The sequence below is a fragment of the Actinophytocola sp. KF-1 genome, from assembly GCF_054661535.1.
The window spans coordinates 1-22,341 of sequence record NZ_BAAFVK010000013.1 but is presented as its reverse complement, the minus strand read 5'-3'; the positions used below and the strand labels follow the sequence as shown (position 1 = coordinate 22,341).

Genomic DNA, 22,341 nt, shown 5'->3' with positions numbered 1-22,341 from the left:
AGGATCTGTGGATGTGAGCCCGCTCACGCGACCCGAGCTGACCACCCACCCGGCAGGGAGGCCGTATGCGCATCACCGTGACCGTTGACGGAACGAAGTTCACCGACGATGTCGAACCTCGCCAGCTGCTCGTGCACTACCTCCGAGAGCGGCTCGGCAAGGTGGGCACGGTCGTGGGGTGCGACACGAGCAACTGCGGCGCGTGCACCGTCCACCTCGACGGGCACAGCGTGAAGTCCTGTTCCGTGCTCGCCGTGCAGGCCGACGGCTGTGAGGTCACCACCATCGAGGGCCTCGCCCGCGACGGCAACCTCCACCCGGTGCAGCAGGCGTTCCACGACAACCACGCCCTCCAGTGCGGCTTCTGCACCCCGGGCATGATCATGCAGTCGATCGACCTGCTCGCCGACAACCCCGACCCCGACGAGAAGGCCGTGCGCGAAGGCCTCGAGGGCAACCTCTGCCGCTGCACCGGCTACCAGAACATCGTCCGCGCCGTGCGCGACGCGGCCGCCCACATGTCCGGCGGCGCCGGGCCGGAAGCCGAGCAGGTCAGCCAGGTCACCACCGGAGGCACGCAGTGACCGCCACCATGGAGCCGGAGGTCGGCAAGTCCCGCCGCCGGAAGGAAGACGCGCGCCTGATCACCGGGCGCACCCGCTGGACCGACAACCTGACGCTGCCCGGCCTGCTGCACATGGCCGTGCTGCGCAGCCCCATGGCCCACGCGCGGATCACGAACGTCGACGCGTCGGCGGCGAAGGAGATGCCGGGCGTCGTCGGCGTGTTCACCGGCCGCGACCTCGCCGACGAACAGGGCAGCCTGCCGTGCGCGTGGCCGATCACCGAGGACATGAAGGCCCCGACCGCGCCCTCGATCGCCGTCGACAAGGTCAACTTCGCGGGTGAGGTCGTGGCCGTCGTGGTCGCGCGCAGCGCCTACGAGGCCGCCGACGCGCTCGAGGCCATCGACGTCGACTACGACGACCTGCCGGTCGTGCTCGACATGGAAGCCGCGGTCGCCGACGGCGCCGACCTGGTGCACGAGGACCTCGGCACCAACAAGAGCGCCACATGGGTCTTCGACTCGGGCGAGGCGGGCACCGGCGGCGACGTCGAGGCCGCGATCGCCGACGGCGAGGTCGTCATCGAACGCACCTTCCGCCAGCAGCGGCTGATCCCCGCGTTCATGGAACCCCGCTCGGTCGTCGTCGACCCGACCGGCGAGCAGATGACCATGTGGTCCGCCACGCAGATCCCGCACATCCTGCGCGTCATGCTCGCCATGACGTTGTCCGTGCCCGAGCACAAGGTCCGCGTGATCGCACCGGACGTCGGTGGCGGGTTCGGCGGCAAGCTGCAGGTCACGCCCGAGGAGATCCTGACCTTCCTGGTGGCGCGGCGGCTCGGCAAGCCCGTCAAGTGGACCGAGTCCCGCAGCGAGAGCCTGCTGTCCGCGCACCACGGCCGCGACCAGATCCAGAAGCTGACCCTCTCCGCCCGCCGCGACGGCACGGTCACCGGCCTCAAGGTCGAACTGCTCGCCGACATGGGCGCCTACCTGCGGCTCGTCACCCCCGGCGTGCCGATCCTGGGCGCGTTCATGTTCAACGCGATCTACAAGTTCCCGGCCTACCGGTTCGTGTGCACCAACGTCTTCACGAACAAGACACCCACCGACGCCTACCGCGGCGCGGGCCGTCCCGAGGCGACCTTCGCCATCGAGCGGCTCATGGACGAGCTGGCCGCCGAGCTCGGCATGGACCCGATGACGGTCCGCGAGAAGAACTGGATCTCCCACGAGGAGTTCCCGTTCACCACGGTCTGCGGGCTCACCTACGACTCCGGCAACTACGAGGCCGCCACCGACAAGGCCAAGGAGCTGTTCGGGTACGACGCGCTGCGCGCCGAGCAGAAGGAACGCCGCGACCGCGGTGACACCGTCCAGCTCGGCATCGGCATCTCCACGTTCACCGAGATGTGCGGCCTCGCGCCGTCCCGGGTGCTGGGCTCGCTGTCCTACGGCGCGGGCGGCTGGGAGCACGCGGCGATCCGCATGCTGCCGACCGGCAAGGTCGAGGTCGTCACCGGCTCGTCGCCGCACGGCCAGGGCCACGAGACGGCGTGGAGCCAGATCGTCGCCGACCAGCTGGGCGTGCCGTTCGAGGACGTCGAGGTCCTGCACGGCGACACCCAGTCCTCGCACAAGGGCATGGACACCTACGGGTCGCGGTCGCTGACCGTCGGCGCGATGGCCGTCGTGCAGGCCGCGGACAAGGTGAAGGCCAAGGCCGCCAAGATCGCCGCCCACATGCTGGAGGCGAGCGAGGACGACGTCGAGTTCCAGGCCGGTTCGTTCCGCGTGCGCGGCACCGGCGCGGAGTCGAAGGGCGTGTCCATCCAGGACGTCGCGCTGGCCGTGTTCGCGGCGCACGACCTGCCCGACGGGGTGGAACCGAGCCTCGACTCGGAGGCCACGTTCGACCCGGAGAACTTCTCGTTCCCGCACGGCACGCACCTGTGCGCGGTCGAGGTGGATACCGAGACGGGCCGGACGTCGATCCGCAAGTACGTGTGCGTCGACGACATCGGCAAGGTGGTCAACCCGCTGATCGTCGAGGGCCAGGTGCACGGCGGGCTCGCGCAGGGCATCGCGCAGGCGCTGTTCGAGGAGGCCGTGCACGACGAGTCGGGCACGCTCACCACGGGCACGCTCGCCGACTACCTCGTCCCGTCGGCGGCCGACCTGCCGTCGTTCGTCACCGACCGCACCGAGACCCCGGCGACGTCGAACGTGCTGGGTGTCAAGGGTGTCGGCGAGGCGGGCACGATCGCGTCCACCCCGGCCGTGGTCAACGCGGTGGTCGACGCGATCCGGCACTTCGGCGTGAACGACGTGCAGATGCCGTGCACGCCGATGCGGGTCTGGCAGGCCATCCACACCGGGCGCACGGACGCGGGCGGGCTCGGCAACGAGGCCGGCGGCGGTCTCGGTTCGATCGACACCACGGGAGGCGCGCAGTGATTCCGGCCGCGTTCGACTACGTCGCACCGACCACAGTGGACGACGCGGTGCGCGCGTTGTCCGAGGCGGGCGAGGACGCGAAGGTCATCGCCGGCGGGCAGAGCCTGCTGCCCGTGCTTCGGATGCGCCTCGCGACCCCGTCGAAGCTGATCGACCTCGGCCGGGTGCCGGAGCTGCGCGGCGTGCGCGAGGACGGCGACCACCTGGTGATCGGCGCGATGACCACGCACTACGAGGTGCAGCGCGACCCGCTGATCGCCGAGCACGCGTCGCTGCTTGCGCTGACGACCGACTCGGTGGCGGACCCGCAGGTGCGGCACCGGGGCACGTTGGGTGGTTCGCTGGCCCACGCAGACCCGGCCGGTGACCTGCCCGCGCCGGTGCTCGCGCTGGACGCCGAGATGGTGGTGCGCGGCATGGACGGCACCAGGACCATCCCGGCCGCGGAGTTCTTCACCGACTTCTTCACCACCGCGCTGCGGCCGGGCGAGATCCTGGTCGAGGTGCGCGTGCCGAAGACGACGGGGTGGCGCGCGCACTACGAGAAGTTCAACCGCGTGGCACAGGCGTGGTCGATCGTCGCGGTCGCGGCGACCGTCCGCGTCGACGGCGGCTCGATCGCCGAGGCCCGCGTCGCGCTGACGAACATGGGCGCCACGCCGGTGCGTGCCACGTCGGTCGAGCAGGCGCTGGTCGGCCAGTCCGCGACGGCCGAGACGATCCGTGCCGCGGCGGAGCACGCCGCGGAAGGCACGTCACCGCCCACGGACGGCAACGCGGACGCCGAGTACCGGCAGCACCTGGCCCGCGTGCTCACGTCTCGTGCGGTGAGCGCGGCCGTCGGCGCATAGGGTGGGACAAGGGCGGCGCCTCCGTCCCGGGGGCGCCGCCCTTGCTGTCTTTCGGGAGGAACAGTGAAGCTGGAGCACTCGTTCACCGTGCCGGCCGACATCGACACCGTCTGGGAGGCGGTGCTCGACCCGGAGCGCGTGGCGCCGTGCATGCCCGGCGCCACCCTCACGGAAGTGGACGGCGACAACTTCAAGGGCTCCGTCAAGGTCAAACTCGGCCCGATTTCGTTGCTGTACAAGGGCACCGGCGAGTTCCTGTCCAAGGACGCCGAGGCCAGGACGGTCGTGATCAAGGCGTCCGGCAAGGACGCCAGGGGCAACGGCACCGCCGCCGCGACCGTGACGGTGTCGCTGACCGCCGACGGCGCCGCCACCCGCGGTGCCGTGCAGACCGACCTGTCGATCACCGGCAAACCGGCCCAGTTCGGCCGAGGGCTCATCTCCGAGGTCGGCGGCAAGATCCTGGACTCCTTCGCCACCTGCCTGGCGTCGAAACTGGCCGCGTCGACCACCCCGGCGGAGGCCGCCGAGACCCCGAAGCTGTCGGTGGTGGAGAAGGAACGCCCGGAGGCCCCGTCGGCGGCGGAAGCGGCACCCACGGCCCAACTCCCGACAGCGGAGGGCGGCGCACCGGCCCCACTCCCGTCCGCCGCGGCGGCGGACGCGGTCGCCACAGGCCGCGAAGCGGGAGAAGCGGCAGCGGAACACGCCCCGGCCCGCCCCAAGCTGACCGCCGTCCCCGAACCGGCGACCCCCGAAAACGAGCCGATCGACCTGCTCGCGTTCGCGGGCCCGTCGGTGCTCAAGAGAGCGGTGCCACTGGCGGTGATCCTCGCCGCGGTGCTGGGCTTCCTGGCCGCCCGCCGCCGCCGTCGCTGACGGCGTGGCCTCCGGCCCCCGGTTCGACGCTACGGCATGGCACCGACAGTGCCCGCTGCTTCGGCGGGAGCTGTGGTTCGTAGGCGTGGGTTCGGGTGTGGTCGCCGTTCCTGTCGCCGATTGACGCGTCTCGCCGGATGTCGCGTGGCCTCCGGCCCCCTCGAACCACGCTACGGCATGGCACCGACAGTTCCTGCGGCTTCGTGGGCAGCTGTCCACAGGCTGGGGTTCGGCTCGGTGCAGGGCGCTGTTCCGGGACGGAGGTCGCGGGTTGGGTGTGACCCCCGGTTGTCGCGGTGAGCCCGGCGTGGCCTCCGCCCTTGAACACGGGGTTCAGCCAGGGCTGTGGCAGATGCCCGGATGCGCCAATGGCCGCCGTTGATGCCGCGCGCCGGTTCCCATGGTGAGCCCGGCTTCGCCTCCGGCCCTGGTACGCGGCGTCAGCCAGTTCCGTGGCTACGCGTCGCGGCGGTGGTCACGGTGCCGGTGGTCTGCGGCGGCCGTGGGTGCGGCAGAGCTGTGCGTGGTGCGGGTGATCGTTCCGGGTGCGCCGAGAGATGCCGCGCGCCGGTTGCCGTGTGAGCCGAACGTGGTTTCCGGCCCTGTGAACGCGGGTCTGTTGGCCTTGGGGCAGGCCGCTGTTCCGTGGCGCGGACGTCACGGTGGATGCCGACGCTGGTGCGGCATCCGGCTGCTTGAACACGGGTTCCGGCAGGTCGGCTGTGCTCTCGATGCTGGTCGGCGTGGCCTCCGGCCCCCTCGAACCACGCTACGGCATGGCACCGACAGCAACCGGCTGGATCGCGTCGATCCGCCGAGGTTGTCCACAGGTCGGTCAGTTGTCCACAGCAGGGCCCTGACCAGCAGAAACTGTCGGTGCTCGCCGGTAGGCTGGTGATCGGGGGCCGGCGGCCGCCCCGCCCGCAGGCTTGAGCCCCGACCCGTGGCCCGGCACTATGGCGCGGGTGCGGCGGATGGTCGGGATCTGCGGGGTGGCGCTCGTCGTCGCCGGGTGTGCTGGTGCGCCTGCTCGGGCCGGCGAACCCGTGCCGCCCTTTCACCCCGCGACCGTCACCCCGCGGGAGCACCCCGCGGCGAAACCGGCCAACAGCTTCACCGTCGTCGCGACCGGGGACGTGTTGATCCACCCGGCGCTCACCGCGCAGGCCGAGGAGGACGGGGGCGGGGCGCGCGACTTCAAGCCGCTCTTCGCGGGTATCAAGCCCGTCATCGAGGCCGCTGACCTCGCGATCTGCCACATGGAGGTGCCGCTGGCGACCGCCGACGGGCCCTTCCAGGGGTACCCCCTGTTCTACGCGCCGCCCGAGGTCGCCGAGGCCGTCGCCGCCACCGGGTACGACACGTGCTCCACCGCCTCCAACCACACCTTCGACCACGGTGCCGACGGTGCGCGCACCACGCTCGACGCGCTCGACGCCGCCAAGATCGGGCACACCGGGTCCGCTCGCACCCAGGAGGAGGCGGCGCGGCCGCTGATCACCGAGGTCAACGGGGTCAAGGTCGGCCAGGTCTCGTTCACCTTCGACTACAACCAGGGCACCGAGGAGCCCGAGCCGTGGATGGGGAACGAGATCTCCGTCGACGGTGTGCTCGACGCGGCGCGGAAGGCGCGGGCCGCGGGCGCCGAGGTGGTGATCGCCAGCCTGCACTGGGGCATCGAGGACCAGCACGAACCCACCGCCGACCAGCGGTCGATCGCCGAGCAGGTGCTCGCCGACCCGGCCGTCGACCTGATCGTCGGGCACCACGCGCACGTGGTGCAGCCGTTCGAGAAGTTCGGCGGCAAGTGGGTCGCCTACGGGCTCGGCAACTCCGTCGCCAAGCACGAGGAACCGCGCGGCACCACCGAGGAGGGCCTGATCGCGCGCTTCCGGTTCACCAAGTCCGGCGGCGGCTGGCACGTCGACAAGGCCGAGTACATCCCCACGCTCGTCGACCTCGGGCCGCCCATCCGCCTGGTCGACCTGACGACCGCCGACGTCGACCCCGGCCGCAAGCAGGAGGCGCTCGAGCGCACCGACGGCGTGGTGATGTCGCTCGACCCGCCGGGACTCACGCGGCCGTGAGGTCGTAACGTCGATCCCATGGAGAGTGTGCGTGCGGTCGCCGACTGGCCGGTCGACAACGCGGCGGTCGCGGTGGTGTCCGCGTCGGGTGACGTGCTGGGTTCCGCCGGCCCGCAGGAACGCGAGTTCAGACTGGCGTCGGTGACGAAGCTGCTCACGGCGTACGCGACGCTGGTGGCCGTCGAGGAGGGCGCGGTCGAGTGGGACCAGCCCGCCGGGCCGGAGGGTTCGACGGTGCGGCACCTGATCGCGCACACTTCGGGGCTCGCGTTCGACGAGCACAAGGTGATGGCCAAGCCGGGCACCCGGCGGATGTACTCGAACTCGGGCTTCGAGGTGCTGGCCGACGCCATCCACGAGGCGTCCGGCATCCCGTTCGCCGAGTACCTCACCGAGGCGGTGCTCGCCCCGCTCGGCATGGAGTCGTCGCGGCTCGCGGGCGGCGCGGGCGCGGGCGGCGTGTCCACGTGCGCCGACCTGGCGCGGTTCGCCGCGGAACTCCAGTCGCCGACGCTCGTCTCCCGCTCCACTGTGGACGAGGCGACCTCGGTCGCGTTCCCCGGGCTGTCCGGCGTGCTGCCGGGCTACGGCTACCAGAAGGACAACGACTGGGGGCTCGGCTTCGAGATCCGCGACCACAAGGATCCACACTGGACGGGGAAGAACAGCTCCCCGGCCACCTTCGGCCACTTCGGACAGTCCGGCACGTTCCTGTGGGTCGACCCGGACGCCGGTGCCGCGTGCGTTGCCCTGGCGGACCGCGACTTCGGCCAGTGGGCCATCGACACGTGGCCGGACTTCACGGACGCGGTGCTCGCCGAGCTGTAGCAGGATGTGGTCCATGTACCACATGGACAGAGACGAGTGGCTCGCCTTCGTCATGCACGGCACGCGGACCGGCAAGCTCGCGACGGTGCGCAAGGACGGCTCACCGCACGTGGCGCCGATCTGGTTCCTGATCGACACCGCCGACGACGGGGACCACATCGTGTTCACGACGGGCGCCGACACCGTCAAGGGGTACGCGATCAAACGGGACCCGCGCCTGTCGATGGTCGTGGACGTCGAGGAGCCACCGTTCTCGTTCGTGCAGTTCCAGGCGGAGGCGACGATCTCCGAGGACCTCGACGAGATGCTCGGCTGGGCCACCCGCCTCGGCGGCCGCTACATGGGCGCCGACGCGGCGGAGGCGTTCGGGAAGCGCAACGCCGTGCCCGGCGAGCTGCTGATCCGCGCCCGCATCACGAAGGTCGTCGCCCTGGCCGAGATCGCCGACTGACGGCATGGCTCGCGGTGGTCACCAGCAGGCAGGCGCAGTCATGCTGCCGCGGAGTTGTCCACAGCCCGGTGAGTTGTCCACAGGCAAGATCGACAACACCGGGTTTGTCGGTACCCCCTGGTAGACTGGCAAGGCGGGTGGCCCCCGGGATCGGGTGGGGTTTGCCATCCGGCGGTTTCGGTGGCGGGTGCCCCGGGATCGGGTGGGGTTGCGATCCGGCGGTTGGTGAGCAGGGCGAGGGTGCGCCGCCGCGGCTGCGGCGGTGACGAGCGCGGTCAGCCCACCGACGGGAGTTGCGGGCCGAGGAAGTCGTCCGCGTCCTGGATCGTGTACGCGTAGCCCTGTTCGGCCAGGAAGCGCTGGCGGTGCGCCGCGTAGTCGGTGTCCAGGGTGTCGCGGGACACCACCGAGTAGAAGTGGGCCTGGCGGCCGTCCTCCTTCGGGCGCAGGATGCGGCCCAGCCGCTGCGCCTCCTCCTGCCGCGACCCGAACGTCCCCGACACCTGCACCGCGACCGTGGCCTCCGGCAGGTCGATGGAGAAGTTCGCGACCTTCGACACCACGAGCGTGCGCAGCTCCCCGCTGCGGAACCGGTCGAAGAGGCGTTCGCGTTCCGCGTTGCGGGTCGAGCCCTGGATGACCGGGGCGTCCAGCTCGGCGCCGAGCATCTCGAGCTGGTCCAGGTACGCGCCGATGACCAGCGTCGGCTCGTCCGGGTGCTTCTCCAGGATCTTCTTCACCACCGGGATCTTCGTGTCCACAGTGGAGCAGAGCTTGTACCGCTCCTCCGGCTCGGCGGTGGCGTACGACAGCCGTTCCGCGTCGGTCAGCGTCACGCGGACCTCGATGCACTCCGCGGGCGCGATCCAGCCCTGCGCCTCGATGTCGCGCCACGGCACGTCGTAGCGCTTCGGGCCGATCAGCGAGAACACGTCACCCTCGCGGCCGTCCTCGCGCACCAGCGTGGCCGTCAGGCCGAGGCGGCGGCGGGACTGCAGGTCGGCGGTCATGCGGAACACCGGCGCCGGCAGCAGGTGCACCTCGTCGTACACGACGAGACCCCAGTCGCGCGAGTCGAACAGGTCCAGGTGCCGGTACTCGCCCTTCGACTTGCGGGTCATCACCTGGTACGTGGCGATGGTGACCGGGCGGATCTCCTTGCGCTCACCGGAGTACTCGCCGATCTCCTCCTCGGTCAGCGACGTCCGCGCGATCAGCTCACGCTTCCACTGCCTGCCCGCGACCGTGTTCGTGACGAGGATCAGCGTCGTCGCCTTCGCGTGCGCCATCGCCGCGGCGCCGACGAGCGTCTTGCCCGCGCCGCACGGCAGCACGACCACGCCGGAACCACCGGCCCAGAACGCCTCCGCGGCCTTGCGCTGGTAGTCCCGCAGCGCCCAGCCGTTCTCCGCCAGCTCGATCGGGTGGTGCTCACCGTCGACGTACCCGGCGAGGTCCTCTGCCGGCCAGCCGACCTTCAGCAGCATCTGCTTGAGCCTGCCGCGTTCCGACGGGTGCACGATCACCGTGTCGTCGTCGATGCGGGCGCCGAGCATCGGCGCGATCTTCTTGTGCCGCAGCACTTCCTCGAGCACCGCGCGGTCGATCGTGGTCATCACGAGACCGTGCGCGGGGTGGTTGGTGATCTGCAGCCTGCCGAACCGGCCCATCGTGTCGACGATGTCGATGAGCAGCGGCTGCGGCACCGGGTACCGCGAGTACACGGTGAGGGCGTCGACGACCTGCTCGGCGTCGTGCCCCGCGGCGCGGGCGTTCCACAGCGCGAGCGGGGTGACACGGTACGTGTGCACGTGTTCCGGCGCGCGTTCCAGCTCGGCGAACGGCGCGATGGCGATCCGCGCGTCGTCCGCCCGCGGGTGGTCGACCTCGAGCAGCAGCGTCTTGTCGGACTGGACGATCAGTGGGCCGTCGGTCACTTCTCGGAATTTCCCCTCGGCTTCGGCATCGCAAATGTCACAACAACCGGCTCGTCGCATTCAATCCCGCAACGCTAGATTGCGGTGCATGACGACGCCTCCCTACCAGCCGGGGCCGTACGGGCAGCCCAGCCAGAACCCCTATGGGCAGGGAGGCTACGGCCAGCAGAGACCGCAGGGCCAACCGCAGTACGGACAGCCACAGTACGGCGGTCAGTTCCCCGGCGCCAACGAACAGACCCAGCAGTTCGGCGGCGCCCAGCAGAACCCGTACGGCGGCCAGTGGGGCGCCACCCAGCAGTGGCCGGGTGCGGGCGGCTTCGGCGGGCCGCCGCCCGAACCGCCGAAGAAGAACACCGGCGTGGTCGTCGCCATCGTCGCGATCGCGCTGCTGGTCCTGGGCGGCTCCGGCGTCGGCCTGTACCTCGCCACGAAGGACGACGGCGGCAACAACAGCGCGGGCGGTGGCACGTCCACCTCGGCACCGGACAAAACGGACTCCTCAGAAGGGGAGACCACCGCGGTCGAGGAAACCGCCACCGAGGAGACGGTCGAGCCCGGCGAGGCCATCGACGCCCAGCCCGGGGACTGCATCAAGGTCAACGTCGCCAGCGCCACCAACGCGGACGTGGAGACCGTCGACTGCTCGCTCCCGGATGCGATGTACAAGGTCGCGACGCGTGAGGAGACGGACACCGAGTCCTGCCCGAACGACCAGTACGTCTCCTACACCGAAGAAGGCAAGCTGCTGCTGTGCCTCCAGCTGAACGTGGCCAAGGGCGACTGCCTCGCGGTGACCGACACCGAGGACACACGCGTGGCGTGCACCGCGGCCGACGCCACCTACAAGGTGGTCGACGTGCTCGACGGTGTGGACGACGAAACGAAGTGCGCCGACCCGACCACGGACGTCATCACCTACCCCCGGCCGCCGCTCACGATCTGCCTCGGATCGCCTACCGGGTAAGGCGTTCGGCATCCTTCCGCGACCGTTCGATGACGGACGGTGCTTCCCCGCAAGAGTTTGCCGGGGTGGCACACGAGTGCCGGTGGAGTCGCGTAGATTGCTGCTCTCGAACCGAGACTTCCTTTTTGTCGGCACTTTGTGCGAGGGGTGCACATGAACTCTCCGAACTACCCGCCGCCGGGTGGTCCACAGGGGCCATACGGTCCGCCGCAGGGACAGCCGTACGGTGGCCCGCCGCCCCACACCCCGCCCGGTGGGCAGCCCTACGGCGGCCCGCCCCCGCAGGGGCAGCCGTTCGGTGGTCCGCCGCCGCAGGGGCAGCCGTTCGGCGCCCCGCCGCCGCAGGGCCCCGGTGGTCCCGCCGGTCCCGGTGGTGCGCCGCCGGTCGGCTACGCGACGCCGCCCCCGCCGCCGTCCGCCGCGAAGCCCAGCAACAAGGGCAAGTTCATCAAGATCGGCATCGGTGTCGTGGTCATCGCGGTCGTCGCGGTGTTCGCGATCATCAACTGGGGCAAGTCGGCCTCCAGCGCCGCCGTCGGTGACTGCATCAAGGTCAACAACGCCAGCTCGGTGAACGCGGACGTCGAGAAGATCGACTGCAACGACCCGAACGCGGCGTACAAGGTGGCCGCCACGTTCGACGACAGCACGGCGACCTGCCCCGACGCGGACAACAGCAACTACGTGTCCTACACGGAGTCCGGCCGCGGCGACCTGACGCTGTGCCTGATCCTGAACGCCAAGGAGGGCGACTGCTTCGCCCAGGGCGACGCCGACAAGAAGGTCGACTGCGGCAGCTCGGAGGCGACCTTCAAGGTCACCAAGGTGCTCACCGGCACCACCGACCCCGCGGGGTGCCCGGAGGGCACCGAGGACGGCTACGTCTACGCGGAGCCCCCGACCGTGCAGTGCTTCGGTCCGCCGCAGGAGGGCCAGGCCTGAGCGCCACCAACGAAAGCGGGGCTCCCGGATTCGATCCGGGAGCCCCGCTTCCGTTGCGGGGTCTACATGATCGCGCCGCTGCTGCGTCGCGCGGGCGTACCGTGCTCGGCCCGCTCCGCCGCGGTCCACTTGTCGACCGCGGACGGCCGCGACACCTGCGGCTCCGGGACGTCGATGTCCAGGCCGTCGATGGAGAACTCCTTCAGCCGCACCCGCTCGTAGGCGTAGGTCTTCGGGAACGGGTGGGTGGCGTTGAAGCCGATCTTCGCGCCGAAGTAGTCGGGGAAGCTCGGGTTCAGGCCGTGGCCGAACGCGTCCGGCACGGTGATCACGCCGGTGGTCGGGTTGAGGCGGGTGGTGAGCGCCCACTCGACGTCGGAGGCGTCCCGGATGTTCACGTCCTCGTCCACCACGGTGACCATCTTCAGCGGCGGGAACGCCGCGAACGCGGACATCACCGCGAGCTGCGCCCAGCCGGCCCGCTTCTGCTGGATCTGCACGACCGCGTGGTAGAAACCGCAGCCACCGTGCGGGAAGTAGACGTCGAGGATGCCCGGCACCTGCTTCTTCACCGACGACAGCACGGAGGCCTCGCCGAGCACGCCCGCCGAGTTCCACACCTCCTTGCCGCAGATGATGGTCTGGAAGATCGGGTTGGCGCGGTGGTGGACGGCCTTCACGTGCACGACCGGCCGCGGCGCGACCCGCGCGTAGTAGCCGGTGACCTCCGCGAACGGGCCCTCGTCGGCAACCTCGCCGGGCACGATCTCGCACTCCAGCGAGTACATGGCGTGCGCGATCATCTCGACGCCGGGCAGGTCACCGCGCACCAGCTCGACCGGGTCGCCGTGGAACACCGACGCGATGCCGAGCTCGTCGGTGTCCGGCGGGGCCGCCTCGGCCGGCGTGACCGCCGCGAAGTGCACGCCCGGGCCGACGCCGATGTTCAGCGAGAACTTGAGCGTCTCGCCGCGTTCCTTCGCGTGCTCCAGCGCCATCTGCAGGTGGCGGCCGGCGTCGATGTTGATGTGCAGCCGGTCGGCGTCCACCAGCATGAACCGCTGGATGGAGGCGTTGCGCACGCCGGTCTCGGGGTCGGTCACCACGACCACGCCCGCGTCGATGTACGGGCCGCCGTCCAGTTCCGCGTGCGTGGGGATCGGCAGCTTGAACAGGTCGACGACCGGCTGCGTGTACTCCTTCACCGGCCCGGTCTCGACCACCAGCGGCTCGACCGCCTTGTCGAACGGGTCGTTCTGCCACTGCTGGACCTTGCCGGCGATGTGGGTCGCGAGCTTCTTCTCCTCGGTGCCGATCAGCTTCGCGAGCAGCTCCCTCGACCAGTACAGGCCGGTGAACACCGGGTGTTCCTGCCCGCGCACCTTCTCGAAGAGCACGGCCTGCGCCTTGCCCTCGAAGTGGGCCGCGACGCTGGCCAGCTGGTGCACCGGGTCGACCTCGGACCGCACCCTGATCAGCTGCCCGGCCTTGTCGAGCGTCTCGATGATGACGCCCAGGTCGTGCAGAGGGCTAACCGGCATGTTCAGTCTTCTCCCCATCTACGGACGAGGTCCGTCTCGATGTCGAAGTAGTCCAGCACCCGTCCAATGGTGTGGTCGATGATGTCGTCGAGCGACTCGGGCCGCGTGTAGAACGCGGGCACCGGCGGCATGATCAGCGCGCCGTCCTCGGCCGCGGCCTGCATGGCCTTGAGGTGCGCGATCCGCAGCGGGGTCTCGCGGCACATCAGGACCACCTTGCGGCGTTCCTTCAGCGCGACGTCCACGGCCCTGGTCAGCAGGCTGGTGGTGTTGCCGTACGCGATCTCCGACAGCGAGCGGATCGAGCACGGCGCGACGACCATCCCCATCGTCCGGAACGACCCGGACGAGATGGCGGCGCCGATGTCGTCGCTGGGGTAGTACACGTCCGCGAGCGAGCGCACGTCCTCGAGCTTGAGGTTCGTCTCCTCGAAGATGGTCCGCTTGCCGCTGCGGCTGATCACCAGGTGGGTCTCGACGTCGACCTTCCGCAGCGCCTCCAGCAGCCTGATGCCGTAGACCGAACCGGACGCGCCGGAGATGCCGACGACCATGCGTCTCGAGGATATGGACATGGCTTACTCCGCAGCTGCTTCTACCGGCACCGCTTCTTCGGGCTCTTCGACTTCGTCGTGTTCGCCAGCGGTGCCGTAACGCAGCAAACGGGCCACTTCGCCGCGCAGGTGGACGAACTCGTCGGTCTCCTTGGTCGTGATCTGGTCGCGTTCCGCGCCGAGCGGCACGGGCAACGTGGACACGACGGTGCTGGGTGCCTTGGACAGCACCAGCACCCGGTCGGACAGGTAGACGCTCTCGTCGATGTCGTGGGTGACCAGCAGAACCGTGGTGTCGTACTCGCGGCGCACCCGCAGCAGCAGGTCCTCGAGCTCGGCCCTGGTCTGGGCGTCCACGGACGCGAACGGCTCGTCCATCATGAGCAGCGCGGGCTGGCAGACCAGCGCGCGGGCGATCGCCACGCGCTGCTGCATGCCGCCCGACAGCTGCCAGGGGTACTTCTCGACGGCGTCGGCGAGCCCCACCCAGCCCAGGGCCTCGTCGACGACCTGGTCCCGCTTCTTGCGGGGCATGCCCTGCGCCTTCAGCGGGAAGGCCACGTTGCCGCGCACGGTGAGCCACGGGAACAGTGACTTGCTGTATTCCTGGAACACGAACGCCAGCTCGTGGGGGACGGCCTTGATGACCTGGCCCATGAACCGCGACTCGCCCTCGGTGGGCGTGAGCAGGCCGGACACGGCCCGCAGGAGGGTCGACTTCCCGCAGCCGGACGGCCCGACGATGCAGACGATCTCACCCTTCTCCACGGAGAAGGTGATGTCGCCGAGCGCGGTGTGTGCCTTCGCGCCCGACCCGTAGGTGTGGCTGATGCCGGTCACGTCCAGCATGGGACGGTCTACCTCCCGGTGAGACTCTTCGACCTGGTGTGCCAGCCGATCACCCGGTTCTGCACGGCGAGCAGCAGTACATTCAGGACATATCCGAGTATGCCAAGCAGAACGATTGCGGCCCACATCTCGGTGAACGCGAAGTCCCGTTGGTCGCTGATCATCTGGTATCCGATGCCGTTGGTCGAGCCGACCAGCTCCGAGATGACCATCAGGATCAGCGCGAGCGACAAGCTCACCCGCAGGCCGGCGAAGATCTTCGGCAACGCTGCCGGGAGCACCACGGTGGCGAGGAACCGAGGCTTCGACAGCCGCATGCTCCTGGTCGTCTCGACAACCGTCTCGTCCAGCGTATGCGCACCGTCAATGGTGTTGAGCAGCACCGGCCAGATCACGCCGAAGACGATGGTGGCGAGCTGCATGGGGGTGCCGATGGGGAACAGCACCAGGAACACCGGCAGCAGCGCCGGTGGCGGGATCGACCGCAGGAACGAGATGGTCGGCGAGAAGTAGTCGTGCAGCTTGTCCGACCGGCCCAGCATGAGGCCGAGCACGATGCCGGCGATCCCGGCCGCCGCCCAGCCGCTGAGCAGGCGCAACACGCTGGGGACGACGTCGTTGAACACCGCGTCGGACAGCCACAGCTGCGACGCGGGCCCCGAGAGCCACAGGTCGACCATGGTCCTGCCGATGGTCGCGGGCGGCGGGAAGAACGGGTCCTCCGCGAGCACCGTGGCGACCTGCCACACCGCGACGAAGCAGGCGAACACGACCCACTTGCCGAGCGCCCCGAGCGCCCTGCGGCGCCGTCCGGGGGGCCTCGGTGTGACCTTCTTCTCCGTGGTTTCGGCTGTGACGGTCATCGTGTGCGGTCCCCGTCCGACCAGTTGACCCAGCGCCGCTGGACCCACTCGAAGATCATGTTGATCACGAACCCGATCACGCCCGCGACGAAGGTGCCCGCGATCGCGAGGTCCATCTGGGCGCCGCCCGTGCCGGTCTCGGTGATGAAGCTGCCGAGGCCGCCCGCGCTGCCCGCGAGCACCTCGGTGCTCACCACGAGGATCAGGGCGATCGCCGCCGAGATCCGCACGCCGGTGAGCACGAACGGAGCGATGGCGGGCAGCTTGACCTGCGTCAACATCTGCCGTCGCGTCAGGTTGAACGCCTTCGCCGTGTTGATCTGCACCGGGTCGATGTCGCCGATCGCGTGCACGGTGTTGAACAGGATCGGCCACACGGCGCCGAACACGGCCAGCGCGATCTTGGCGTCCCCGGAGTCGCCGAACGCGATCAGCGCCAGCGGGATCAGCGCGACCGACGGGATCGGCCGCAGGAACTCGACGATGGCGCTGGTGGCGGAGCCGATGATCGGCACGCTGCCGAACAGGATGCCGAGCGGGACCGCGATGAGCGTCGCGATGACGATCGCGATCGCCCAGCTGGAGACCGTCTCGACCACGTCGACGGAGAACTCGTAGTCGTTGAACATCTCGACCAGCCGCGTGCCGATCACCGATGGTGGCGGCAGCTGGTCGGGGTCGACCAAGCCGGAACGGCCGACGAGCTCGCACACCGCGAGCACGCCGACCGTTCCGAGGGTGTTTCTGACCAGGCGTGACATCCGGATCGGTGACTAACCGTTCTCGGACGGCATCGGCACGACCATGGGCTCGACGTCGAGCTTCTTCGGCATCATCTTGTACGTCACCAGCAGGTCGGCGACGCGCTGGATGCGCTTCGGGTCGATCGTGGTCGGGAACTGGCCGATCTTGACGATGGCCGCGGTCTGCGGGTCCATCTTGGCGTACTTCGGCAGCGCCTCCTCGACCTTGCTGCGGTCAGCGGCCAGCTGCTGGCCCTTGAGCAGCGCCCGCTGGAAGGCGGCGACGGTGTTCGGGTTCTTGTCCGCGAACTCCTTGGTCACGGCGAAGCCGGACAGCGGGAAGTTCTCGGTCGGGCCCGCACCGGTCATGTCGAAGACGATCTTCGCGCCGATGTCCTTCTGCGCCGCGGTGACGAACGGGTCGATGGTCGCCGCCGCGTCGATCTGGCCGTTCTGGATCGCGGACGCCATGTTCGGGAACGGCATCTCGACCAGGTTGTCCTTGATCTTGTTGAAGTCCACGTCGTTCGCGTCGAGCACGGCGCGGAGCAGCAGCTCGTTGATGTTGCCCTTCGCGTTGACCGCGATCTTCTTGCCCTCGAGGTCCTTCGGGCTGTCGATCTGCGAGTCCTTGCCCGCGATGACGGCGAAGTTGCTGTTGGGGGTCGACAGGTACGACTCGCTGATGAACTTCATGTCGACGGCGCCGGCGGCCTGGGCCTTGATGAAGGAGACCCAGTTGCCGAAGGTGATGTCGAGGTCGCCCGCGGCGAGCTGCGGGATCGCGATCGCACCACTCTGCACGGTCTGGGCCTCGATCTTGAGGCCCTCGTCGGCGAAGGCGTCGTTGAGGAGCGCGAGCTGAGGACCCGCGCAGTCGATGCCGACCATGACACCGACCTTGAGGGTGGTCTGCTCCAGTGGCCCCTTGGCCGCGGTCGTGTTGTCGCCGGAGCCCTCCGCCTCGTCGGAACCACCGAAGAGGCCACAGCCTGCCGTGAGGGAGGCCGCGAGGAGGGTCGCCAACAGCCCGACCGCGCGGACGGACCCGCGCCTGGTCCGTCCGACTCTGCCTGGACGATTCATTGTCTTGCCGTCTCCTGCCTTGAATTTGTGCGGCGATCAGAGCGTGGGAAATGTCCCTCTTCCACGGGCTGCCCCTGCACCGTGTTAAAGGGCGACCTGTTGTATACCCGCCCGGAGGTATAGCCACCCGTTCGGGTACTGTCAACAACTGGCAATCACAAAGAGTGACTGTCTCGTCGCTATGGCCCGGTAGTCTAGGAGCAGCGGCGAGCATCCGGTATGAGTGTGTCGTCTGCCACTTTGCAAGCGTCAAGAGTTTGGACTGGTCCAGTCCATCCCGGACGGGGTGGTGGATCTTCGGCCGGACGGGCGCTCGTGCCGGCACAAAAGGCGCCACCTGCAGGTTCGTTGTACCTCGCGGTGATGGTCCGAGGTGAGGGGTTGTCGGGGCCCGTCACGCCGTGCTGAACGGGCTCCCGTGGTCCGTTCTGTACGGCGGTGGTGGTACTCGTCCCCTTGACCGGTGCTTCCTATACGGGAAAGCTGTGCGCCGCAGTGTCAGCCACACGGGTGAGATTGCTATAGAAGTGTGTGCGATTGACTGACGGCGTCTTGGGAGTGTGTCCGGAGTGGCCAGGGACAGTGCGTTGGGCGGTGACAGTACGACCGACAGCGCCGTACGGCGAGCCAACGCAGCAATTCGCGCCGAGCAGGCGTCGGGTCGGCCGGGCAAGCGCAGGCGGTTCCGCCTGAGTGAGTGGCGGCTGCCTACGAAGCTGATGGTCGTGCTGCTGGTGCCGACGCTTGCGGCGCTCGCGTTCGCCGGTCTGCGTGTGTACACGCAGATCAAGCAGGCGAACGACCTCGACTACCTGCTCCAGCAGGTGGAGCTGCATTCGAAGGTCTACGTCGCGGCCGACCAGATCCAGAAGGAAGGCCAGGTCGTCGCCCGGTTCGCCGCGGCGAGCAAGGCCGGGGACCGGGCTCCCATCGACGCCCAGCAGCAGGCCACGGACGACGCGGTCGCCGACGTGCGCAGCGCGGCGGAGGCGTTCTTCAGCGAGTCCGAGCCGAACGTCCGCACCGAGTACGAGAAGATCTTCTTCCGGCTCGAAAGCCTCGAGCCGCTGCGCGGCGTGGCGACCTCCTCGGAGTTCGACGGCATCGCCGTCGCCTCGATCTACGCGGACATCGTGTCCAGCATCCTGCAGGTCGGCCAGCTCGCCCGCACCGACGTCGGTGGCGGCCAGCTGACCCCGCGCCTGACCGCGCTGAACTCGATCGCGACCGCCAAGGCGCAGATCGCCCAGCAGGTCTCCTACCTCGCGGTCGCCGCCCAGCAGAACACCATCCAGACGAACGACCTGAACGAGATCCAGGCGGCCGTCGCCCGACACGACTCGGCCCTCGCGACGTTCAACAACGTCGCGACGCCCGCCGAACTCCAGCGCCTGAACGACACGCTGGTGGGCCCCGCGGTCGACCAGCTGAAGCAGAACCGCCAGCAGATCCTCGTCCGCGGTGAGTCCGGTCAGAGCCTGGGCGCCGACCCGAACACGGTCGTGCAGGCGGGCACGAGCACGCTCGGCCTGTACCGCACGATCGAGCTCGGCGAGCTGTCCGACCTGCGGGACTCGATCGCGACCCTGCGCAACGACCAGCAGGAGGCGACCCTCCGCGACGCGGCGATCGTCCTCGCGTTCCTGCTCCTCGCGGTCCTCCTGGCGCTGCTGGTGGCGCGCTCGCTGCTCCGGCCGCTGCGCGTGCTGCGGTCCAACGCGCTGGACGTCGCGTACTCGCGCCTGCCGCAGACGGTCCGCCGGATCCTCGCCGACCCGGACCCCGTCGCCGCGTCCAAGAACGCCGTCGAACCCGTGCCCGTGTTCACCAGGGAGGAAACGGGTCAGCTGGCCCGCTCCTTCGACGCGGTGCAGGAGCAGGCGGTCCTGATGGCGACCGAGCAGGCGCTCCTGCGCGACAACATCAACTCCATCTTCGTCAACCTCTCCCGCCGGTCCCAGGCGCTGGTCGAACGCCAGCTCGCCCTGATCGACCGCCTCGAGCAGGACGAGCAGGACCCCGACCAGCTGGCCTCGCTGTTCGAGCTGGACCACCTCGCCACCCGCATGCGGCGGAACTCGGAGTCCCTCCTGGTGCTCTCCGGCACCGGCCTCTCGCGGCAGCTGTCGCGGCCGGTGCCCGCCTCCGACGTGGTCGGCGCGGCCGTGTCCGAGGTCGAGCACTACGCCCGCATCGAGGTCGCCTCCGCGCCCGACGTCGCGGTCCAGGGCCGCGCGGTCTCCGACCTCGTGCACGTCATCGCCGAGCTGCTGGACAACGCCACCTTCTTCTCCCCGGCGGACAAGAAGGTCATCGTCCGGATGGCCATGACCCGCAAGAAGGAACTCGCCATCCAGATCACCGACCAGGGCGTCGGCATGTCGGAGGACGAGATCGCGGCCACCAACGCCCGCCTCGCCGACCCACCGGACCTCGACGTCGCGGTGACCAGGCGAATGGGTCTGTACGTGGTCGCGCGGCTGGCCAAGCGGCACAACATCACCGTGCGGCTGCGGGACAACGAGGACATCGAGGGCGGCCTCATCGCCCGCATCAACGTCCCGGCCGAGCTGGTGCAGCCGATCGGCGCGAGCCCCAGGTCGATGGCGGCGCCGTCCACCACCGGCTCGCTGGCCGCCATCGCGGACCAGCCCAGCACGGAGGCCCAGCTCAACCCGCCGACGAACACCCCGACCCGCAACAGCGGCATCGCGGGCGCGTTCACCGGCGGCATGCCGAGGATCCGCCCCGAGGGCGCGCCGGTCCCCGGCGACACGGCGCAGGACCGCACGCCCGCCGAGCTGTCGAGCTACCCGCCGTTCAACCCCGGGTACGAGGGCGGCGCCGAGGCGACCACGGCCAACGGCGTGCCCGCGGCGGAACCGCCCGTCCAGCAGAACGGCCGCCACGACATCGAGGACACCGGCACCGCCCTGTTCGGGGCGCCGCTGCCGGAGCCCCCGACGGACGAGCCGACGACCTACCAGCCCTACGCCGGCAGCACCCCGCCCGCGCCCGAGGCCGAGCTGAACGTGGACGCGCCGACCGAGCGCCTGCCCATCTACGAGGCCGTCCTGTCGCAGTGGTTCGAGGCCGCCGACACCGGGTCCGCCCAGCCGCGGGAGACCGAGTCGGCTGCCGAGACCGCCGTGAACGGCAACGGGCACAATGGGAGCGCCAACGGCCACGCGCAGCGTGAGGCCGAGCAGGCCGAGCCCACCCCGTGGACCTCGCCGGGTGACGACGGCTGGCTCGCCGCACAGGCGCTGCTCGAGGACAAGGCTCCGGACACCACCACCAACGCCGGCCTGCCCAAGCGGGTGCCGAAGGCGCACCTGGTGCCCGGGTCGGCCGCGCCGAGACACGAGGCGAAGGAGACGACCGGGCCGCAGCAGCCCACGGCGCCGCCGCTTCCGCTACGTTCCGCTGACGCCGTGAGGGGCCGCATGTCAAGCTTCCAGCAGGGCGTACGGCGGGGGCGCCACGCGCTCATCGAGGCATACGCTGGTGACCAATCCGGTTCGGAGCAGAGCCGTCAAGACGAGGAGCAGGAGTGACGACCGCGTCCGCACAGCAGCCCGGCAGCTTCGGGTGGCTTATCACAGATTTCGTCCGTCAGGTTCCTGGCGTGGCGCACGCCGTGGTCGTGTCAGCAGACGGCCTGTTGCTGGCCGGTTCCCAGGGACTGCCACGTGACCGCGCCGAACAGCTGTCCGCCGTCTCGTCCGGCCTGGTCAGCCTCACGCAGGGCGCCGCGAGGTGCTTCGAGGCGGGAGGCGTCAACCAGACCGTGGTCGAGATGGACCGCGGGTACCTGTTCCTGATGTCGATCTCCGACGGTTCGTGCCTCTCCGTGCTGGCGGCGCCGAACTGCGACATCGGGCTGGTGGCGTACGAGATGACGTTGCTGGTCGAGAGGGTCGGCCAGCAGATGACCCCGGAGCTGCGAGCACAGCTTCAGGGCGCGCAGCGCAGGTAACGGGGAGTAGACATGCCGGAGAAAGGTTGGGAGGACCTCCCCGAGCACGACGTCGGCGAAGCGCCCAACAGGTTCGACGTCGACGGCTTCCGGGCCAGGCTTTTCGGTGGCCCGGGGGCGACGCTGTACGGGGACTCCGGGATTCCGGCGCAGTCGACATGGGACAGCAAGGAGATTCCCACGGTCGGCCGGGACGGGATCTCCGACAGCGGGGTTCGCCACAGTGGGGCGCACAACAACCTCTACAACAGCGGTGTGCACAACAGCGGGGCCTGGGGCGCCGAGGAGTTCCTCGGCGCCGAGGCGAGGAGCGCAGGCGGTCCCGCGCCGCACGAGACCGGTTCGCTGGTCCGTCCGTACACCAGGACGGGCGGCCGCACCCGGTCCGATTATGATCTTGCGATCGAGGCGCTGGTGTCCACCAGTGAGCGGGGGAAGTCGCCGGACGCGGCGGTGCTGCCGGAGCACAGGTCCATCTGCGGCCTGTGCCTGGACACCAGGTCCGTCGCGGAGGTGGCCGCCCACCTGCGGCTCCCGCTCGGCGTCGCCAGAGTGCTGATTGGAGACATGGCCGGTATGGGACTGGTCCTGATCCATCAGAGCGGCATGGTCGTCGGCGACCGGCCGTCGATCGAATTCATGGAAAGGGTGCTCAGTGGTCTCCGCAGGCTCTAGTCCCCTCGGCCAGCGTGGCGGGTCCGCACCGCAGCCGACGACCTCGGCGAAGATCGTGGTCGCTGGTGGTTTCGGGGTGGGTAA

At 69.7% G+C, this 22,341-nt stretch carries 19 protein-coding genes; 12 read left to right on the top strand and 7 right to left on the bottom strand.

Annotated features, from left to right (window positions below; all coding sequences use genetic code 11):
* Positions 1–65 precede the first annotated feature (65 nt).
* From ACYQ77_RS33620 to ACYQ77_RS33590, 7 genes are all read left to right on the top strand, one after another.
* Positions 66–584: a (2Fe-2S)-binding protein gene (locus tag ACYQ77_RS33620; protein ID WP_459718622.1), complete on the top strand. Its 519-nt coding sequence runs from the start codon at positions 66–68 to the stop codon at positions 582–584.
* Positions 581–3,025, top strand: coding sequence for a xanthine dehydrogenase family protein molybdopterin-binding subunit (locus ACYQ77_RS33615; RefSeq protein ID WP_459718619.1), 2,445 nt, complete (start codon positions 581–583; stop codon positions 3,023–3,025). Before ACYQ77_RS33620 ends, ACYQ77_RS33615 begins: the two co-directional genes overlap by 4 nt.
* Positions 3,022–3,876 (top strand): FAD binding domain-containing protein, encoded by an 855-nt coding sequence (locus ACYQ77_RS33610; protein WP_459718618.1) that lies wholly within the window; start codon positions 3,022–3,024, stop codon positions 3,874–3,876. Before ACYQ77_RS33615 ends, ACYQ77_RS33610 begins: the two co-directional genes overlap by 4 nt.
* A 63-nt stretch (positions 3,877–3,939) precedes the next feature.
* Positions 3,940–4,755: an SRPBCC family protein gene (locus ACYQ77_RS33605; RefSeq protein WP_459718615.1), complete on the top strand. Its 816-nt coding sequence runs from the start codon at positions 3,940–3,942 to the stop codon at positions 4,753–4,755.
* A 956-nt stretch (positions 4,756–5,711) separates the two neighbouring features.
* Positions 5,712–6,842: a CapA family protein gene (locus tag ACYQ77_RS33600; RefSeq protein ID WP_459718612.1), complete on the top strand. Its 1,131-nt coding sequence runs from the start codon at positions 5,712–5,714 to the stop codon at positions 6,840–6,842.
* An 18-nt stretch (positions 6,843–6,860) separates the two neighbouring features.
* Positions 6,861–7,670 (top strand): serine hydrolase domain-containing protein, encoded by an 810-nt coding sequence (locus ACYQ77_RS33595; protein ID WP_459718610.1) that lies wholly within the window; start codon positions 6,861–6,863, stop codon positions 7,668–7,670.
* 13 nt (positions 7,671–7,683) lie between these two features.
* A complete protein-coding gene (locus ACYQ77_RS33590) occupies positions 7,684–8,121 on the top strand; it encodes a PPOX class F420-dependent oxidoreductase (protein ID WP_459718607.1) in 438 nt (145 codons plus the stop codon).
* A 275-nt stretch (positions 8,122–8,396) separates the two neighbouring features.
* Here ACYQ77_RS33590 and ACYQ77_RS33585 read toward each other — a convergent pair whose 3' ends face one another.
* Positions 8,397–10,058, bottom strand: a complete 1,662-nt coding sequence (locus tag ACYQ77_RS33585) for a DNA repair helicase XPB (RefSeq protein WP_459718604.1) — start codon at positions 10,056–10,058, stop codon at positions 8,397–8,399.
* Between the two features lie 88 nt (positions 10,059–10,146).
* Here ACYQ77_RS33585 and ACYQ77_RS33580 point away from each other — a divergent pair, with 88 nt between their 5' ends.
* Both ACYQ77_RS33580 and ACYQ77_RS33575 read left to right on the top strand, forming a co-directional pair.
* Positions 10,147–11,025, top strand: a complete 879-nt coding sequence (locus ACYQ77_RS33580; protein WP_459718601.1) for an LppU/SCO3897 family protein — start codon at positions 10,147–10,149, stop codon at positions 11,023–11,025.
* 153 nt (positions 11,026–11,178) lie between these two features.
* Positions 11,179–11,967, top strand: a complete 789-nt coding sequence (locus ACYQ77_RS33575; protein ID WP_459718598.1) for an LppU/SCO3897 family protein — start codon at positions 11,179–11,181, stop codon at positions 11,965–11,967.
* Positions 11,968–12,029: 62 nt separating this feature from the next.
* Here the strand turns inward: ACYQ77_RS33575 and ACYQ77_RS33570 are convergent, their stop codons facing one another.
* From ACYQ77_RS33570 to ACYQ77_RS33545, 6 genes are read right to left on the bottom strand one after another with little or no spacing between them, the layout of a single operon-like run.
* Positions 12,030–13,508: a UbiD family decarboxylase gene (locus tag ACYQ77_RS33570; RefSeq protein ID WP_459718595.1), complete on the bottom strand. Its 1,479-nt coding sequence runs from the start codon at positions 13,506–13,508 to the stop codon at positions 12,030–12,032.
* Positions 13,509–13,510: 2 nt separating this feature from the next.
* Positions 13,511–14,062, bottom strand: a complete 552-nt coding sequence (locus tag ACYQ77_RS33565; protein WP_459718593.1) for a UbiX family flavin prenyltransferase — start codon at positions 14,060–14,062, stop codon at positions 13,511–13,513.
* Between the two features lie 24 nt (positions 14,063–14,086).
* Positions 14,087–14,911, bottom strand: coding sequence for an ABC transporter ATP-binding protein (locus tag ACYQ77_RS33560; RefSeq protein ID WP_459718590.1), 825 nt, complete (start codon positions 14,909–14,911; stop codon positions 14,087–14,089).
* A gap of 8 nt (positions 14,912–14,919) precedes the next feature.
* Positions 14,920–15,774, bottom strand: coding sequence for an ABC transporter permease (locus ACYQ77_RS33555; protein ID WP_459718587.1), 855 nt, complete (start codon positions 15,772–15,774; stop codon positions 14,920–14,922).
* On the bottom strand, positions 15,771–16,535 hold the full coding sequence (locus ACYQ77_RS33550; RefSeq protein WP_459718584.1) for an ABC transporter permease: 765 nt from the start codon (positions 16,533–16,535) through the stop codon (positions 15,771–15,773). The genes ACYQ77_RS33555 and ACYQ77_RS33550 overlap by 4 nt, the downstream gene beginning before the upstream one ends.
* Before the next feature lie 12 nt (positions 16,536–16,547).
* Positions 16,548–17,543 carry an ABC transporter substrate-binding protein gene (locus ACYQ77_RS33545; RefSeq protein WP_459718582.1) on the bottom strand — a complete coding sequence of 332 codons (996 nt, stop codon included), beginning with the start codon at positions 17,541–17,543 and terminating at the stop codon, positions 16,548–16,550.
* Positions 17,544–18,322: 779 nt separating this feature from the next.
* Here ACYQ77_RS33545 and ACYQ77_RS33540 point away from each other — a divergent pair.
* The 3 genes from ACYQ77_RS33540 to ACYQ77_RS33530 are packed head-to-tail and all read left to right on the top strand — an operon-like array spanning position 18,323 to position 22,257.
* Positions 18,323–21,160, top strand: coding sequence for a sensor histidine kinase (locus tag ACYQ77_RS33540; protein ID WP_459718579.1), 2,838 nt, complete (start codon positions 18,323–18,325; stop codon positions 21,158–21,160).
* Positions 21,157–21,582, top strand: a complete 426-nt coding sequence (locus tag ACYQ77_RS33535) for a roadblock/LC7 domain-containing protein (RefSeq protein ID WP_324918553.1) — start codon at positions 21,157–21,159, stop codon at positions 21,580–21,582. Before ACYQ77_RS33540 ends, ACYQ77_RS33535 begins: the two co-directional genes overlap by 4 nt.
* A gap of 12 nt (positions 21,583–21,594) precedes the next feature.
* A complete protein-coding gene (locus ACYQ77_RS33530; RefSeq protein ID WP_459718576.1) occupies positions 21,595–22,257 on the top strand; it encodes a DUF742 domain-containing protein in 663 nt (220 codons plus the stop codon).
* The last annotated feature ends 84 nt before the right edge of the window (positions 22,258–22,341 follow it).

Bases quoted from the DNA above. Each gene is read 5' to 3' on its own strand.
- ACYQ77_RS33620 (WP_459718622.1), top strand. From the start codon at position 66: ATGCGCATCACCGTGACCGTTGACGGAACGAAGTTCACCGACGATGTC.
- ACYQ77_RS33600 (WP_459718612.1), top strand. From the start codon at position 5,712: ATGGCGCGGGTGCGGCGGATGGTCGGGATCTGCGGGGTGGCGCTCGTC.
- ACYQ77_RS33595 (WP_459718610.1), top strand. From the start codon at position 6,861: ATGGAGAGTGTGCGTGCGGTCGCCGACTGGCCGGTCGACAACGCGGCG.
- ACYQ77_RS33590 (WP_459718607.1), top strand. From the start codon at position 7,684: ATGTACCACATGGACAGAGACGAGTGGCTCGCCTTCGTCATGCACGGC.
- ACYQ77_RS33580 (WP_459718601.1), top strand. From the start codon at position 10,147: ATGACGACGCCTCCCTACCAGCCGGGGCCGTACGGGCAGCCCAGCCAG.
- ACYQ77_RS33575 (WP_459718598.1), top strand. From the start codon at position 11,179: ATGAACTCTCCGAACTACCCGCCGCCGGGTGGTCCACAGGGGCCATAC.
- ACYQ77_RS33570 (WP_459718595.1), bottom strand. From the start codon at position 13,508: ATGCCGGTTAGCCCTCTGCACGACCTGGGCGTCATCATCGAGACGCTC.
- ACYQ77_RS33565 (WP_459718593.1), bottom strand. From the start codon at position 14,062: ATGGTCGTCGGCATCTCCGGCGCGTCCGGTTCGGTCTACGGCATCAGG.
- ACYQ77_RS33560 (WP_459718590.1), bottom strand. From the start codon at position 14,911: ATGCTGGACGTGACCGGCATCAGCCACACCTACGGGTCGGGCGCGAAG.
- ACYQ77_RS33555 (WP_459718587.1), bottom strand. From the start codon at position 15,774: ATGACCGTCACAGCCGAAACCACGGAGAAGAAGGTCACACCGAGGCCC.
- ACYQ77_RS33550 (WP_459718584.1), bottom strand. From the start codon at position 16,535: ATGTCACGCCTGGTCAGAAACACCCTCGGAACGGTCGGCGTGCTCGCG.
- ACYQ77_RS33540 (WP_459718579.1), top strand. From the start codon at position 18,323: ATGGTCGTGCTGCTGGTGCCGACGCTTGCGGCGCTCGCGTTCGCCGGT.
- ACYQ77_RS33530 (WP_459718576.1), top strand. From the start codon at position 21,595: ATGCCGGAGAAAGGTTGGGAGGACCTCCCCGAGCACGACGTCGGCGAA.